This window comes from Mesorhizobium kamtschaticum, assembly GCF_056174585.1.
On record NZ_CM149691.1, the window covers coordinates 4,003,115 to 4,016,075 of the forward strand.

At 64.6% G+C, this 12,961-nt stretch carries 10 protein-coding genes and 1 pseudogene; 8 read left to right on the top strand and 3 right to left on the bottom strand.

What is annotated here, in order from left to right:
- Positions 1-4: 4 nt before the first annotated feature.
- The 3 genes from AC0V7N_RS19740 to AC0V7N_RS19750 all read left to right on the top strand — a co-directional run bounded on the left by AC0V7N_RS19740 (position 5) and on the right by AC0V7N_RS19750 (position 2,778).
- Positions 5-1,558 (top strand): trimethylamine methyltransferase family protein, encoded by a 1,554-nt coding sequence (locus tag AC0V7N_RS19740; protein WP_475450131.1) that lies wholly within the window; start codon positions 5-7, stop codon positions 1,556-1,558.
- A 95-nt stretch (positions 1,559-1,653) separates the two neighbouring features.
- Positions 1,654-2,409, top strand: coding sequence for a bestrophin-like domain (locus tag AC0V7N_RS19745; RefSeq protein ID WP_475450132.1), 756 nt, complete (start codon positions 1,654-1,656; stop codon positions 2,407-2,409).
- A 54-nt stretch (positions 2,410-2,463) separates the two neighbouring features.
- Positions 2,464-2,778, top strand: coding sequence for a ferritin family protein (locus AC0V7N_RS19750; RefSeq protein ID WP_095087016.1), 315 nt, complete (start codon positions 2,464-2,466; stop codon positions 2,776-2,778).
- Between the two features lie 21 nt (positions 2,779-2,799).
- Here the strand turns inward: AC0V7N_RS19750 and AC0V7N_RS19755 are convergent, their stop codons facing one another.
- Positions 2,800-3,825, bottom strand: coding sequence for a LacI family DNA-binding transcriptional regulator (locus AC0V7N_RS19755; RefSeq protein ID WP_475450133.1), 1,026 nt, complete (start codon positions 3,823-3,825; stop codon positions 2,800-2,802).
- 194 nt (positions 3,826-4,019) lie between these two features.
- Between AC0V7N_RS19755 and AC0V7N_RS19760 the strand changes: the two genes are divergently transcribed.
- From AC0V7N_RS19760 to AC0V7N_RS19780, 5 genes are all read left to right on the top strand, one after another.
- Complete coding sequence (locus tag AC0V7N_RS19760) at positions 4,020-5,051, top strand: Gfo/Idh/MocA family protein (RefSeq protein WP_475450134.1); 1,032 nt, start codon at positions 4,020-4,022, stop codon at positions 5,049-5,051.
- Entirely contained in the window at positions 5,051-5,956 is a 906-nt protein-coding gene (locus AC0V7N_RS19765) for a sugar phosphate isomerase/epimerase family protein (protein WP_475450135.1), read from the top strand. Before AC0V7N_RS19760 ends, AC0V7N_RS19765 begins: the two co-directional genes overlap by 1 nt.
- A 98-nt stretch (positions 5,957-6,054) precedes the next feature.
- A complete protein-coding gene (locus tag AC0V7N_RS19770) occupies positions 6,055-7,062 on the top strand; it encodes a substrate-binding domain-containing protein (protein ID WP_475450136.1) in 1,008 nt (335 codons plus the stop codon).
- Positions 7,063-7,149: 87 nt separating this feature from the next.
- Positions 7,150-7,947: an ATP-binding cassette domain-containing protein gene (locus tag AC0V7N_RS19775; protein ID WP_475460403.1), complete on the top strand. Its 798-nt coding sequence runs from the start codon at positions 7,150-7,152 to the stop codon at positions 7,945-7,947.
- Positions 7,944-8,966 (top strand): ABC transporter permease subunit, encoded by a 1,023-nt coding sequence (locus tag AC0V7N_RS19780; RefSeq protein ID WP_496627201.1) that lies wholly within the window; start codon positions 7,944-7,946, stop codon positions 8,964-8,966. The genes AC0V7N_RS19775 and AC0V7N_RS19780 overlap by 4 nt, the downstream gene beginning before the upstream one ends.
- 330 nt (positions 8,967-9,296) lie before the next feature.
- On the opposite strand, the pseudogene AC0V7N_RS19785 reads toward AC0V7N_RS19780, so the two are convergent.
- Both AC0V7N_RS19785 and AC0V7N_RS19790 read right to left on the bottom strand, forming a co-directional pair.
- Positions 9,297-11,982: pseudogene (locus AC0V7N_RS19785) on the bottom strand (ATP-dependent helicase).
- A gap of 81 nt (positions 11,983-12,063) precedes the next feature.
- Positions 12,064-12,900 (bottom strand): DUF2059 domain-containing protein, encoded by an 837-nt coding sequence (locus tag AC0V7N_RS19790; protein ID WP_475450138.1) that lies wholly within the window; start codon positions 12,898-12,900, stop codon positions 12,064-12,066.
- Positions 12,901-12,961 lie beyond the last annotated feature (61 nt).

Here is a 12,961-nt window from a genome sequence, read left to right on the forward strand (position 1 = left end):
TTCGATGGTCGATGACGCGGCACGAGACAGCAGGCGCGAACGCCGGCGCGGACGCACGGGCGAGGCCGGCAGCGAGAGCAGCCGCCGGCCCAATTACCGGTCGCTGAAGAACCCGTTCCTGCCGCAGCCGATCTTTTCGGACGATCAGGTGGCAGCCATCCACGACACGGCGCTGCGCGTGCTGGAAGAACTCGGCATCAAGGTGCTGCTGCCGCAGGCACGAGAGGTTTTCGCCAGCGCCGGCGCCCTGGTCGACCCGGACACCGACATGGTGCGCATCGGCCGCGACATGGTGGTGGCGGCGTTGGCCTCGGCGCCGAAGTCGATCCACGCGCAAGCTGGCGACCGTTCGCGCGACCTGACGCTGGAACTCGGGTCGATGACTTTCCTGGCTGGATGCGGCGCGCCGAACGTCACCGATCTCGAACGTGGCCGCCGGCCGGGTACGCTGGCCGATTTCGAGGACCTTCTGCGGCTGGTGCAGCATTTCGACGTGCTGCACATGCTTGGCCCCTGCATCGAGCCGCAGGATGTCGACAACCGCCTTCGCCACTATGCCGTCAACCGCGCGCAGCTGACGCTGTCCGACAAGTTTCCGTTCGTCTTCGCGCGCGGCACGCCGCAGGTCGAGGATGGTTTCGAGATGATCCGGCTGGCGCGCGGCCTGTCGCAGGACGAATTCCTGGCGAACGCCCATTGCTACACGGTGATCAACACCAACTCGCCGCGCCAGCTCGACATTCCGATGGCGCAAGGCATCATCGATTTCGCCAAGGCTGGCCAGGTCTCCGTCATCACGCCGTTCTGCCTGGCCGGTGCGATGGCGCCGATCACGGTCGCCGGCGCTCTGGCGCTGCAGCATGCCGAAGCGCTGGCGGGCCTGACGCTGGCGCAGATCGTGCGGCCCGGCGCACCGGTCGTCTACGGTTCCTTCTCCTCCAATGTCGACATGAAATCCGGAGCGCCGGCCTTCGGCACGCCGGAGCATGTCAAGGCGACGCTGGGCGCCGGCCAGCTGGCGCGCTTCACCGGACTGCCCTGGCGGTCCGGCGGCGGCAGTGCAGCCAACATCTCGGACGCGCAGGCAGCACACGAAACGCAGTTCGCGCTGTGGGGCTCGGTGCTGGCCGGCGCAACGATGTGCATCCATGCCGCCGGCTGGCTGGAAGGTGGCTTGAGCGTCTCCTTCGAGAAGATGATCACCGATATCGAGGCGCTGCAGACGGTCGCCGAACTCTGCGCCGCGACGCCCGGCGACGACGATTCTATCGGCTTCGAGGCGATCGCCGAAGTGCAGCCGGGCGGTCATTTCTTCTCGGCGGGCCACACCATGGCGCGCTACCGCACCGCCTTCTACGAACCGCTGGTGGCCGACTGGTCGAACTTCGGCAACTGGACGCAAAGCGGATCGAAGACGGCAAACGAACGCGCCACCGGGGTCTGGCGGCGCGCGGTTGCCGATTTCGAGCCGCCCGCATCGGCTGCCGCGACATCAGGCGTGCTCGACGAATTCATCGCGCGGCGCACCAAAGAGGGCGGCGCGCTGCCTGTCTCGTGAGACAGCGGCGGGAAACAGCTGACGCCGTCGCAACTTTCGCTTTAGACAGGTCGCCCTGCCATTGGCAATTGGCGCGTCCCGTGCAGAGATGAGCGATGCTCGAAGCGTTCATCGCAATGGTGATCTTCCTGTGCCTGGCGGGGGCGGCGTTCGCCAGCATGGCGATCTGGCCGAGATTGCCAGCCAGACATCGTGATGACGACACGAACACCGTGGTTCGGCTCGCCGCCAATCTGTTCGGGGTGATGACCTCGCTGATGCTCGGCCTGATGATCAATTCTGCTAAGAACACCTTCGAATCGATCGACCACAATGTGCACGCCTATGCAACGGAACTGATCCTGCTCGACAGGACATTGCGCCTGTATGGCCCGGAAACCGACGCGGTGCGCCAGCCGCTGATCGCCTATGTGCAGAGGGTGGTGACCACCTCGTCACAAAACAGCGAGACGACTATCGCCGCCAACCAGCTGTCCGAACATCTGCTGACGGAGATCGGCTCACGGCTGAATGCCCTGACACCGCCCGACGCTGCACGTGGTTCCCTTCTGCAGGATGCACGCCAGCGCCTGCAGAAGGTGCTGGAACAGCGCTGGATCCTGGTCGAGCAGTCGGAGGGCGCGATCCCTTGGCCGCTGATCGCGATGCTGGTTATATGGCTGGCGCTGATCTTCGCCAGCTTCGGGTTCAGGGCGCCACAGAATGCCATCACTGTCGCCACCCTCTTGATGTCGGCCGCACTGATCGCCGGGGCGATCTACCTGATTCTGGACATGGACGTGGCGTTCTCCGGACCGATCCAGATTTCGTCGGCGCCGCTGGAGCGGGCATTGGCGGAATTGCAGCGATAAGGCGGAACCGGCGGCATTCCCAGGCATTCATGGGAATGGCTCACGGAGGACGACATGGGTTTCGACCAGTATCACGAACCGCCTGAAGAACTGTCGCAGAAGGTGCGGACCTTTGCCCGCATGATCACCTCGCTGATCGAGGAGGCGGAAGCGATCGGCTGGTACGAACAGCGCATCTCGGTGGAGAAGGACCCGCAAGCCCGCGCGATCATGAAGAACGCGCAAGGCGAGGAGTTCAAGCATTTCGGCATGGATCTGGAATTCCTGCTGCGCCAGAAGAAGGACTGGCGCGCGGAGCTGAAGGAAATCCTGTTCACGACGGGCGACATCGTCAAGGCCGGCGAGCGGGGCGAGAAGAAGGTGGATTGAGCGCCTTAGCCGGCTCTCTCATCAATCGCTGTCACGCGCGATCAGCTCCAGCGGCCATACTTCGCGGATGATGCGCGGGCCTTCCGGGCCGGCGAAGGCGGGAAGCGAGGCCAGCAGCATTTCGGCCAGCCGCCGGCCCATCGGCTCCAGCGCCGGGCGGAAAGCGGTCAGCGCCGGGGAGAAATAGCGGCAGAGCGGCGTGTCGACGATGACGGTCACCGCGATGTCTTGGCCGGGCCGGATGCCCATCTCGGCCAGCGCCTTGCAGCCGCCGAGCGCCATGGCGTCATTGTTGAAGATGATTGCCGTCGGCCGCTCCTTGGCCAGCATCACGCGTGGCGTCACCTGGTAGCCGCCGGCCTCGTTGATGAAGCCATCGGCGATCAACGCCGGATCGACCTCGATGCCGTGCCGCTTCAGGGCTTTGCGGTAGCCGTCCAGGAACAGATAGCCAAAATTGAGATTGAGGGAAGGGCGGATGGCGGCGATGCGACGATGGCCGCGCGCCACCAGCCGGTCGACCGCGTCGCTGCCGGCCTTTTCGAAATCGAGGTCGAGCGAGGAGTACGCCTTGCCGCCGGATCGGCTGCGGCCGAGCGTGGCGAAGGGGAAGCCGGCCTCGAGCAGATAGTCGATGCGTTCGTCCTCGCGCCGCGTCCAGGCCAGCACCACCGCATCGGCACGGCGGGTTTCGACCACGCGGCGCAGGCGCTCCTGCTGATAGTCGCCCGGCGCGCCCATCACCACGGTCAGGTCGAGGCCGCTTTCGGCAAGCCGGCCCTGCAAGCCGATCAGGAACGGGATGAAGAACGGCTCGCCATATTGCTGGTCGCCCGGATGCGGCTGCAGCATGAAGGCGATCGAATGGGTGGCGCCTTGCCTTAGGCTGCGGCCGGACTGGTTCGGCGAGTAGTTCAGCTGCTTGGCGGCGGCGAGCACGCGCTGGCGGGTGTCGGCATTGACGTCGGCGCGGCCGTTCAGCGCCCGCGACACGGTGCCGATCGAAATGTTCAGGTGACGCGCAAGGTCGTGGATGCTGGACGCCAAAGACTTCTCTCCCCCTGTCTTGGCTAGCACCGGCTGCCGCTCAGGCCAAGGCTTCGGGACGATTTTCGCTGGCAGCCGATTGACATTCTACGCTATCGGGTATGTTCTCGTAAACGTTTACGGGAAAACGTTTACGGTGATGCCGTGAATGCCGTGACATTCGGTCTGGAGGGACCGGACGGGAGGAATGCCGGATGATGAATGTCGTCCTCGTCGGCTGCGGAGCGATGAGCAGGCAGTGGCTCGATGCCGCGAGGCAGATCGACGGGCTCGCCATTGTCGGCCTTGTCGACCTCGACGCCGAGCGGGCGAAGGCGAGGGCGGACGAATACAACCTCACCAATGCCGTCATCGGCACCAGCCTCGACGCCGTGCTCGACCAGACCAGGCCTGACGCGGTCTTCGATGTCGTGGTTCCCGCCGCCCGGCGCGAGGTCGCGTTTTCGGCATTTGCCCACAATTGTCATCTCTTGACCGAAAAGCCGCTGGCCGACAGTCCTGAGAATGCCCGTGCCATCATCGAGGCAGCCCGCCAGGCCGGGCGTATTCATGCTGTCGTGCAGAACCGCCGCTACGTCGCCAATGTCAGGCGCATCCGCCGCTTTCTCGACTCCGGCGCCATTGGCGCGGCGACCAGCATTCATGCCGACTTCTTCGTCGCGCCGCATTTCGGCGGCTTTCGCGAGGAGATGGCGCATGTGCTGCTGCTCGACATGGCGATCCACACTTTCGACGCCGCTCGCTACATGGTCGGCGGCGAGCCGGCCGGTGTCTACTGCCAGGAGTGGGAGCCGGCCAATTCCTGGTACCGGCAGGGATCGTCGGCGAGCGCCGTCTTCGATCTCGGCGGCGGCAAGGTCTTCACCTATACCGGCTCCTGGTGCGCCGACGGTTTTCGCACGAGCTGGGAAGGCAGCTGGCGCATCGTCGCCGAGCGCGGCAGTCTGATTTGGGACGGCCATGACGGCCTGAAGGCGGAAGTGGTGGCGCCGGGCCGCGATGGCCTGATCGACAAGACCCAACCGATCGACGTGCCGCCGCTCGATCCGGCCGACCGCATCGGCGGTCATCTTGGCATCATCAGGGATTTCATGCACGCCATCGAGGCCGGCACCGAGCCGGAGACGCGCGGCGCCGATAACATCAAAAGCCTGGCCATGGTTTTTGGCGCCATCGAAAGCGCCGAGACCGGACGCCGCGTGGCGATCACAAGGGAAGCACAGTGATGCCAAACCCACTTCTCGACATCCGGATCGGCACCATGGTGCGGGCCAATCTCGACGACCCGGCCGCCTACATCAAACAGATCCTGCCGCTCGGCTTCGAGAGCATCCAGCCCTTCTTCTGGCAGACGTTCGGCGGCAAGGACCTGCCACGGCTGGCCGGCGAGATCCGCGAGGCGATCGGCGATGCCGATGTCAGCGTGTCCTCGATCGGCGTGTTCGGCAATCCGCTGGAGAGCGGCGAGGTCGATCAGGGTGTGCTCCAGGCCTGGGAAACCGTCATCGACAATGCGCATCTGTTCGGTACGTCGATGGTCAGCGGCTTCACCGGCCGCCTGCGCGGCAAGAAGCTGTCGGACAGCCTGCCGCGCTTCCGCGAGGTGTGGGGACCGCTGGCCAAACGCGCCGCCGACAAGGGTGTGCGCATCGCCTTCGAGAATTGCGCCATGGACGGCAACTGGGCCGCCGGCGACTGGAACATCGCCCACAATCCGGATGCCTGGGAGCTGATGTTCAATGAATTGCCCGACGACAATCTGGGTCTCGAATGGGAGCCCTGCCATCAGCTCGTCTATCTCATCGACCCGATGCCGCAGATCCGCAAATGGGCGCCACGCATCTTCCATGTCCATGGCAAGGACGCCACCGTGCGCTGGGACGTCATCCGCGAGCATGGCGTGTTCGGCCGGCTGCCCTTCGTGCAGATGCGCACGCCGGGGTTTGGCGACAGCGACTGGACGCGGGTGATCAGCGAATTGCGGCTGGCCGGATACAAGGGCGCCATCGACATCGAGGGCTGGCACGATCCGGTCTATCGCGGCGACCTCGAAATCACGGGGCAGGCGCGAGCGTTGGAGTATCTCAAGCAATGCCGGGGAGGTGCCAGCTACCTGCCAAATCCGACGTGAGAAACGGCCGGCGGGAGGAGCCGGCCGTCAAGTGCCAATGCCAGCAAATCGTCAAAAGCCCCTCGGCTGACGAGGGGAAACAATGGGAGGACAAGTGCATGAGCATCGCGATCAGAACGACACTTCTGCGCACGACCGTCGTGGCCGCCGCCACGGCGCTCTGCGCCGCCATCTCGACCTTGCCGGCACAGGCGCTCGACGCGCAGTGGTGCAAGGATGTCCATATCCGCTTCTTCGTCGGCGGCGCCGAGGGCGACGCTTTCGGCACCATCGTCTATAACGGCGCCAAGCAAGCGGCGGCCGATCTCGGACCGAAGGTCGACTACATCTTCTCGGGCTGGGACGTCGAGAAGATGGTGCAGCAATTGCGCGAGGCGGTCGCGGTCAAGCCCGGTGGCATCGCCATGATGGGCCATCCAGGCGACGACGCGATCATGCCGCTGGCCGAGCAGGCGCACAAGGACGGCATCAAGATGATGTACCAGAACGTGCCGGTGCCGAAGGTGACGGCGGCGTTCGGCGGCGGCTATGTCGGCGCCCAGCAGGAGCAGCAGGGCCGCGCGCTCGGCGCCGAGGCGTTCAAGCTGGCCGGGCTGAAATCCGGCGACAAGGCGATCATGATCGGCCCGTTCGACAATGAGAGCCGGGGCGCGCGCGAGCGCGGGACGGTGGCCGCATTGAAAGAGGCGGGCGTCGATGTCGTACAAATCAATTCTGTACCCGAGTGGGCAGCCGATCCGAATCTCGCCATCCCGGTGATCACAGCGGCGTTGCTCAACAATCCCACCGTCAAGGCGGTCGGCTACCCCGGCGGGCAGATGCTCGGCAATGTGCCGACCTACATGCAGGCCGCGGGAAGGAAGCCCGGCGATGTCTTCAACTTCGGCTTCGACACCAGCCCGCAGATCGTCGAGGGCTTCAAGGGCGGCTGGGTACAGCTGACGGCCGACCAGCAGCCATTCCTGCAGGGCTATCTGCCGATCCTCAGCCTTTGCCAGCAAGTGGTGCTGGGCCTGGCGCCGATGAATGTCGACACGGGTGCGGGCTTCGTCACGCCGCAGAATTATGAGATCGTCTCAGAGCTCGCCAAGCAGGCGCTGCGCTGACCTCCCAAGGCTGCCGGCCGGGTTGACCCGGCCGGCAGGACCGCCGGTTGAGAAGGCCGGCAAGCGACAATGACAAGCGAGGATCCGATGGCCGAACGCATCATCGAACTGCGCGATATCAAGAAATCCTACGGCCAGGTCTATGCGCTGGGCGGCGTCAATCTCAGCGTCGATCGCGGCGAGGTGGTCGGCCTGATCGGCGACAATGGCGCCGGCAAGTCAACGCTGATCAAGATCCTGTCCGGTGTCGTCAGGCCGACCAGCGGCGAGATCCTCGTGCGCGACAAGCCAGTGAGCGGCTGGAGCGCGGCACGCTCGCGCGACGCCGGCATCGAGACGGTGTTCCAGGACCGGGCGCTCGCCGTGCAGCAGACGATCGTGCGCAACATCTTCATGGGCCGCGAGCTGACCGGCTTCATGGGCTGGCTGAAGGTCAACAAGGAGATCGAGGAGGCGAGCCGGCTGATGCGCGAGATCGGCTTCACCTCGAAGGTGTTCACGCCGCATTCGATCGTCGGCCAGCTTTCGGGCGGCGAACGCCAGGGCGTGGCGATCGCGCGCGCCATCTACAAGCAGGCCGAGCTGATCATCCTCGACGAGCCGACGACGGCGCTGTCGCTGACCGAGACCGCCAAGGTGTTTCACTTCGTGCGCCAGGTGCGGGCCGGCGGGCGATCGATCCTGTTCATCGGCCACAACATCCATCACGTCTTCGACATTGCAGACCGCTTCGTGGTGCTCGATCGCGGCAAGGTGGCGCTGACCGCCGACCGCAGCCAGGTCAAGTCGGCGGAGGAGCTGATCAATTTCATGGAGGACGTCGCGCATCCCGGCGGATTGGCCGGACTGCACGAGGCCGGCGAAGCGGAGCAGCAAGCGCGATGAGCAAGACCATGGAACCCGATCTCGAAACGCCTCTCGGCGCGCATGGCGGAGCCGCCCGCAAAGAGTGGAAACACCCATCCGATCACTGGCTGCGCGGCTTCGTCCTCGACAACCGCGCCTCGCTCGGCACGCTCGCCGTGTTCATCGTCATGATGGCGGTGTTCATGATCGCCAACCCGACCGTGTTCACCACCTGGTATCTCTACAGTTCCGTGCTGACGACGCTCCCCGTTGCGCTGTTCGTGGTCGTGCCGCTGGTCTTCGTCGTCACCTGCGGCGAGATCGACCTGTCGTTTCCGGCAACGATGGGTTTTGCCTCCTGGGTCTTCGCCCTGGTCGTGCAGGCCGGCTACGATCCGTTTCTCGGTATTGCCGCCGCGGTTCTCACCGGCATGCTGCTCGGCTTCCTCGTCGGGTCGCTGGTCGTCTATGGCGGGCTGTCGTCGCTGATCGCCACGCTCGGCATGAATTTCCTCCTGCGCGGCCTGATCCAGATCATCAACGAGGGCAAGTCGATGTCGCTGACGGGCCTCGCCGACAGCTGGGCCTACAAGATCTTCTCCAGCCAGGTTTACGGCATCCCGGTGCAGATCTTCTGGGCCATCGCCTTCGTCGTGCTATCGGCGATGCTCTACAACAGGCACCGTTTCGGCGCGCAGGTGAAAGTGGTTGGCGACAATCCCGACAGCGCCCAGCAGATGGGCATCGACGTCAAGCGCGTGCGGGTGAAAGTGTTCGTTTTCGTCGGCATCGGGGCGGCGATCGCCGGCACGTTTTCGGTGATGATCAACTTCACCTGGTGGCCGACGGCCGGCGACGGCTATCTCCTGCCAGTGCTGGCCTCGGTGTTCGTCGGCGGCACCCCAACCTGGGGCGGTATCGGCACGGTTGCCGGTGGAGCGATCGGCGCGGTCACCGTGTCTCTTCATCCAGACCGGCGTCGTCGCGGCGGGCCTGAGCGGCTTCTACGTGCAGTTCTTCAACGGACTGATCATCATCCTGTCGCTGCTCGGGCATAAATGGAACCAGGCAAGGTACAGGTGAGGCGTTTCGTTGATGGGCCGCGTGCCTTGACGATTGCGGCAGACGTCCGTCGCTTCGTCATCCACGGGCGGAGCAAGGAGCGAAGCGACGCAGCGCAGACCCGAGGATCCATGCCGGGACTCCAACGCGTCACCACGGTCCAGAATTCTGCTCCGCTGCGTTCCACGGCCAAGGTCACGGCATGGATCCTCGGGTCTCCGCGACGGAGCTTCGCTCCTGCTTCGCCCGTGGATGACGAAGGCGGGGAGGGCTCTGCCAGAGAATGATAAAGTGGTCGCTTGTAGGACAACGGGACGCGCGGATTCTCACACCGCCGCGACGAACCCGTCCAGCACGCGTTTCTGGCCGGCCTTGTCGAAGTCGATGGTCAGCTTGTTGCCTTCGATGGCGGAGATATTGCCGTTGCCGAATTTCTGGTGGAAGACGCGGTCGCCGACGCTGAAGGCGGACGGCGTGTCGGAGACGGATTTGGCGACCAGTTCGCCGTCGATGGTGCGGCCTTTGACCGAGGTGCGGCCGGCGCCGTAGCCGCTGTCGGTCTCGCCATAGCCGATGCGCTCCACCTGGTGGCCTGAGCGGGTGCCCCAGTTGCGGTCGGTCGCCTCCGTGCGGTTGGCCTGCGCGCGCTGCCAGCCCGGCGTCGAATAGGTGTTGGAGAAGGCGCCGGATTTTTCGGTGTTGGCGCCGACATTGTCGAAGCGCGAGGCGCCATACGGGTTCTGCCGCCCGCCGCCACGACCCGACGCGAATGAGCCGCCGCCGTACGAATTGCCATAGCCGCCGTAGCTGTTGCCGCTTTCGGCGATCTCGACATGGGATTCCGGCAGTTCCTCGAGGAAGCGCGACGGGATGGTCGATTGCCAGAGCCCATGGATGAGGCGGTTGGAGACGAACCAGATATGCAGGTTCTTCTTGGCGCGGGTCAGGCCGACATACGCCAAGCGGCGCTCTTCCTCCAGCCCGGAACGGCCGCCTTCATCGAGCGCGCGCTGGTGCGGGAACAGGCCTTCCTCCCAGCCGGGGAGAAAAACCGTCTCGAATTCGAGGCCTTTCGCCGAATGCAGCGTCATGATCGAGACGGCGTCTTGCCCGGCATTCTGCTCGGCATCCATGACCAGCGCCACATGTTCGAGGAAGGAGCGCAGCGACTCGTACTCCTCCATCGAGCGGATCAGTTCCTTGAGGTTCTCCAGTCGCCCCGGCGCTTCGGCCGAGCGGTCGTTCTTCCACATGTCGGTGTAGCCGCTCTCCTCGAGAATGGTCTCGGCGAGTTCGGTGTGCGGCTTCGTTTCCAGCGCCTTCTGCCAGCGTTCGAAATTGGCAGCGACTTCGCGCAACGCGGCGCGCGGCTTTGGCTTCAATTCGTCGCTTTCGGCGAGGTTGGCGGCCGCTTCCAGCATCGGGATGCGCAGCGCGCGCGCCGTGTCGTGGATCTGGCGGATGGTGGCTTCGCCCAGCCCGCGCTTGGGCACATTGACGATGCGCTCGAAGGCGAGGTCGTCGCCGCCGTTGGCGACGACGCGGAAGAAGGCCAGTGCGTCACGGATTTCCATGCGCTCGTAGAAGCGCGGGCCGCCGATGACGCGGTAGTTGAGGCCGAGCGTGATGAAGCGGTCCTCGAAGGCGCGCATCTGGAAGGATGCGCGAACAAGGATCGCCATGTCGTTGAGGTTATGCTTCTGGCGCTGATAGGCCTCGATGGTCTCGCCGATGGCGCGGGCTTCCTCCTCCGAATCCCAGGAGGCGTGGACGTTGACCTTGCCGTCCTCCGGCTCGTTGCGGTCGGTGAATAGCGTCTTGCCGAAGCGGCCCTCATTGTGGGCGATGAGATGGGAAGCGGCACCAAGGATGTGCGCGGTGGAGCGGTAGTTGCGTTCCAGCCGGATGATGGTGGCGCCCGGGAAATCCTTGTCGAAGCGCAGGATGTTGTCGACCTCGGCACCGCGCCAGCCATAGATGGACTGGTCGTCATCGCCGACGCAGCAGATATTTACGGTGGCCGGGCGCGGATTTCCCCCCCCTTGAGGGGAGGGTGGCCGGGCGAAGCCCGGTCGGGTGGGGTCCTCGCGGCAGTGCGCGACGCTGCAGCGGTGCCTTCTGCGGCGACCCCCTCCGCCCGCTTCGCGGGCACCTCCCCCTCAAGGGGGAGGACTGCGGCCGCTGCGCCAAAAGCCGCAGCCACATGTATTGGGCGGTGTTGGTGTCCTGGTATTCGTCGACGAGGATGTATTTGAAGCGCCGGTGATAGTCCTTCAGCACATCCGGATTGGCGCGGAAGATGCGGATGGGGTGGCAGAGCAGGTCGCCGAAGTCGCAGGCGTTGAGTGTCTGCAGGCGCTCCTGATAGGCCTTGTAGAGTTCGCGGCCCTTGCCGTTGGCGAAGCTGCGCGCGTCGCCCTCGGCGATGTCGGCCGGGCCTTGCCCCTTGTTCTTCCAGCCGTCGATCATCTGCGCGAACTGCTTGGCCGGCCAGCGCTTGTCGTCCAGCCCCTCGGCCTGGATCAATTGCTTGATCAGCCGCACGACATCGTCGGTGTCGAGGATGGTGAAATCGGATCTTAGGCCGGCAAGCTCGGCATGACGGCGCAACAGCTTCACGCCGATCGAGTGGAAGGTGCCGAGCCAGGGCATGCCTTCGACATTGCCTTCGCCGATCAGGACGCCGATGCGGATTTTCATCTCGCGCGCGGCCTTGTTGGTGAAGGTGACGGCAAGGATTTGCGACGGGAAGGCCTTGCCGGTGGCAAGGATGTGGGCGATGCGGGTGGTCAAGACGCGGGTCTTGCCGGTGCCGGCGCCGGCCAGCACCAGAACCGGACCTTCGGTGGTTTCCACCGCCAGCCTTTGTTCGGGGTTGAGCCCCTTCAGATAGTCCGGCGCACTGTTCTGCCCGCTGCGGGCAGCCATGGCGCGCGCGGCAATGCCCGACGGGGCCGTGGGCCGCGCATTGGGTTCGTCGAAAAAGGACATGTCTTCCGAAAAGCCGGACATCTCCCCCGAATGTAGTGATTCGGCGGGGAAAGACCAGAACTGTCTACGTTTTGTTCCCGGTAAAGTGCCCGATATAGCGGTTCAAGCCTTGCGGTAACCGAGGGCGACGAAGAATCGATGGCCGAACGAGCGGGCCTCGTCCGTCATCACCGCGCCCAGAGCGACCTGCATCTGGTCGTAATAGCGGCCGCCGGCGGGTGAGGCCAGGAAGGCCTCATAGAGCTTCAGGTCGGCCATGGACATATCCCGGTAGATGTAGGCCGAGGATTCCATGGCATCGTTGTCGATGTCACGGCGAAGCCCTTCGGTTTGCTTGCGCAGCAGGGCCATGACCTGGTCGTCGGGCAGGGGCTTTCCGGCCGCGCCCAGCATTTCGGTGAGCATCGCATAGCCCATGTTCAAGGCGACGGCCTCGCCAGTGTCGACGGCGCTGATATCGTCCATCATCTTCCTGTACAATGCGAGCCGGGCCGGATCCCTGGATGGAAGCTCGCCGAGGATTTTGGCGCCCTCGATCTTCTTGGCCTCTCTCGCTTCCGGTGAGGAAGCCTGGATCTCCAGCCCGGTGACCTGTTTGCCCAAGGGCGAAGCATAGAAAGCAGCGAGGTCGGACAGGTCCTTGGCGGACAGCTTGCCATCCATTCGCGCCTCGATAGCCGTCTCCATCTTGTTCGGGTCAAAGGCACCTTCCATGGCGGCGGCAAGGGCGTCCTGGACTTTTTGCACCGGCGTTCCCGGCGCCGATTTCACGGCCGCGGTGAAACCCGGGCCGATGCCCATCAGCATCTCGTGAAAGCCGTTCGCCTTGTTGATGTCGCTGATTGTCTGCGCCGGCGCGGCCACGGTCCCGGCGATAAGGGCGACGAGGCAGCAGAGCACAAGCGCGATGCGCGTCAGTGGCGGAACGAATGACGGCATTTTGCTTGCTCCACGGGAGAGATGACCAGTGGAGACTGCTGGAAAACCCGAATACAGGCAA

Coding starts and splice junctions, on each gene's coding strand:
- AC0V7N_RS19775 (WP_475460403.1), top strand. CDS start 7,150: ATGGCCGAACGCATCATCGAACTGCGCGATATCAAGAAATCCTACGGC.
- AC0V7N_RS19765 (WP_475450135.1), top strand. CDS start 5,051: ATGCCAAACCCACTTCTCGACATCCGGATCGGCACCATGGTGCGGGCC.
- AC0V7N_RS19740 (WP_475450131.1), top strand. CDS start 5: ATGGTCGATGACGCGGCACGAGACAGCAGGCGCGAACGCCGGCGCGGA.
- AC0V7N_RS19750 (WP_095087016.1), top strand. CDS start 2,464: ATGGGTTTCGACCAGTATCACGAACCGCCTGAAGAACTGTCGCAGAAG.
- AC0V7N_RS19745 (WP_475450132.1), top strand. CDS start 1,654: ATGCTCGAAGCGTTCATCGCAATGGTGATCTTCCTGTGCCTGGCGGGG.
- AC0V7N_RS19760 (WP_475450134.1), top strand. CDS start 4,020: ATGATGAATGTCGTCCTCGTCGGCTGCGGAGCGATGAGCAGGCAGTGG.
- AC0V7N_RS19790 (WP_475450138.1), bottom strand. CDS start 12,900: ATGCCGTCATTCGTTCCGCCACTGACGCGCATCGCGCTTGTGCTCTGC.
- AC0V7N_RS19780 (WP_496627201.1), top strand. CDS start 7,944: ATGAGCAAGACCATGGAACCCGATCTCGAAACGCCTCTCGGCGCGCAT.
- AC0V7N_RS19770 (WP_475450136.1), top strand. CDS start 6,055: ATGAGCATCGCGATCAGAACGACACTTCTGCGCACGACCGTCGTGGCC.